Source organism: Burkholderia sp. IO2, from assembly GCF_029522185.1.
Lineage (GTDB): Bacteria > Pseudomonadota > Gammaproteobacteria > Burkholderiales > Burkholderiaceae > Burkholderia > Burkholderia cenocepacia.
Genome location: NZ_JAKWFH010000129.1, coordinates 1 through 2352, shown reverse-complemented (window position 1 = coordinate 2352; position 2352 = coordinate 1). Strand labels below are relative to the sequence as shown.

The window sequence follows — 2352 nt, the reverse complement described above, 5'->3', positions numbered from 1 at the left end:
GCCGGCCGGCGCCGTCGGCGATGGCGGTTCGTCCGGACGAGGGCCAGCCGCGGCCGCGGGCGCCTGCGTGTCGGCGCGAGCCGGCAGCCGCGCGCGTTGGCCGAGCGTGCGGCGCGGCCACAGCCACGCGGCGGTGGCGATCGCGCAACCGGCGACGGCCACGCAGACGAGCGTTGGCGAGCGCGCGAGCATCGCCGCGAACACGGTGGTCGTCAGCAGCGCGAGCACGAACGGCACGCAACTGTCCTCGGGCATTTTCAGGATCGCGCTCGGCGTCGCGGCGAGCGGCGTGACCGCGAGCGCCTCGCGCCCGTCCGCGAGCCGGTAGCCGACCCGCAGGCTGGTGCGTTGCGGATCGTCGCGCGTTTCCCACAGCGGATGCCGCGACGCGACGAGCGGCAGCACCGCGAAGTTGTACACGGGCGTCGGCGACGCGACCGACCATTCGAGACCGGCCGCGCCCCACGGGTTGTCGCCGGCGCGCACGCCGCGCCGCGCGCTCACCAGCGCGTTGACGACGAACATCACGATGCCGATCCCGAACACGAACGAGCCGATCGTGGTCAGCAGGTTCGACGTGTCCCAGCCCATCCCGGACGGATAGGTATAGATGCGGCGCGGCATCCCGAGCAGCCCGGAAATATGCATCGGAAAGAAGCCGAGATTGAAGCCGACCAGCACGACCCAGAAGGTCCAGCGGCCGAACCGCTCGTTCATCATCCGCCCGGTGAATTTCGGGAACCAGTACGCGACACCGCCGAGCACCGGAAACACGTTGATGCCGAGCAGCACGTAATGCAGGTGCGCGACGACGAAGTACGTATCGGTGAGCTGCCAGTCGAGCGGCACGGCCGCGGTCATCACGCCCGACACGCCGCCGACCACGAACATCAGCACGAAGCCCGCGAAATACAGGAACGGCGTGCGGAACACGGGGCGCCCGGTCCAGATCGTCGCGATCCACGCGAACACCGCGACCGCGCTCGGAATCGAAATCAGCATGCTCGCGGCGCCGAAGAACGCGAGCGCGAGCGGCGCGATGCCGGTCGCGAACATGTGGTGGACCCACACCTCGAAGCCGATCAGCATCGTCGCCACGGTCGACACCGCGACGGCCTCGTATGCGACGAGCGGCCGCCGGCAGAAGGTCGGCAGCGCGTCGGACACGATCCCCATCGCCGGCAGCACGACCACGTAGACCCACGGATGCGCGAACATCCAGAACAGGTGCTGCCACAACAGCGGCCGGCCGCCATGCGCGACGTCGAAGAAGTGCGTGCCGGCATTGCGGTCGAGCCACAGCAGCAGGAACGCGAGGCTCACCGACGGCACCGCGACCAGGTTCGCGACCGACGCGGTCAGCGTGCCCCACACGATGATCGGCAGCCGGTCGATCGACATCCCGTGCGCGCGCATCCGCAGCAGCGTGACGACGAAGTTCGCGGCGCCGCCGGTCGTCGAGATGCCGAGCAGGATCATCCCGAGCGCATAGATGTCGATGTTCGCGCCGGCGCTGTAGTCGAGCGACGTGAGCGGCACGTAGTTGAACCAGCCGCCGTCCGGCACCGCGCCGAGCGGAAAGCTCGCATACAGGAACAGCCCGGCGAACAGGAACGCCCAGTACGAGAACGCGTTCAGCCGCGGGAACGCCATGTCGCGCGAGCCGAGCATCAGCGGCCACAGGTAGTTCGCGAAACCGGACAGCACCGGCAGCGCGTACAGGAAGATCATCGTGACGCCGTGCATCGTGAACAGCGAATCGTATTGCGCGGGCGTCAGCACGGTCGCGTTCGGCCGCGCCAGCTGGATGCGCATCACGAGCGCCTCGACGCCGCCGAGCAGCAGGAACACGAATGCGGTGACGATATAGCGCAGCCCGATGCGCTTGTGATCGACGGTGCCGAGCCAGCCGCGCCAGCCGGGTGCCGATTCCCACAGCTCGGCCAGCGCGCGCTCGTGCGCGGAACCGGGCGGCGCGTCGCCGAGATCGGGTACGCGGCTGAGCGGGGTGGGCGTGTCGCGGGCAATGGCCATCGGCATCCTCCGTTCAGTGCAGCGTCGCGAGATACGCGGCGAGATCGTCGGCGTCGCGCGGCGCGAGCGCGATCGACGGCATCAGCGATTGCGGCTTGACCTGCTGCGCATGCGCGATCCAGCGGCGCAGGTTGTCGGGCGTGTTGTCGAGCGTGCCGGCCGCGAGCAGCCGGCGTGTGCCGACGTGCGTGAGATCGGGGCCCGCGTCGCCCGCGGCGTCGGTGCCGCGCACCGCGTGGCAGCCCGCGCAGCGCGCGGCGAACACGCGCTGGCCGCGGCGTTCGGCGTTGGCGCCCGCCGCGGGTGCCCGGGCCGGTT

Annotated in this window: 2 protein-coding genes; both read right to left on the bottom strand. The window is 70.2% G+C overall.

The window, feature by feature from the left end:
• The coding region (ctaD, locus tag MMB92_RS35095; RefSeq protein ID WP_277563269.1) for a cytochrome c oxidase subunit I at nt 1–2034 on the bottom strand (2034 nt) is incomplete at its 3' end.
• A gap of 13 nt (nt 2035–2047) precedes the next feature.
• A partial coding sequence (locus tag MMB92_RS35090) for a cytochrome c (RefSeq protein ID WP_277563268.1) occupies nt 2048–2352 on the bottom strand: 305 nt, incomplete at its 5' end.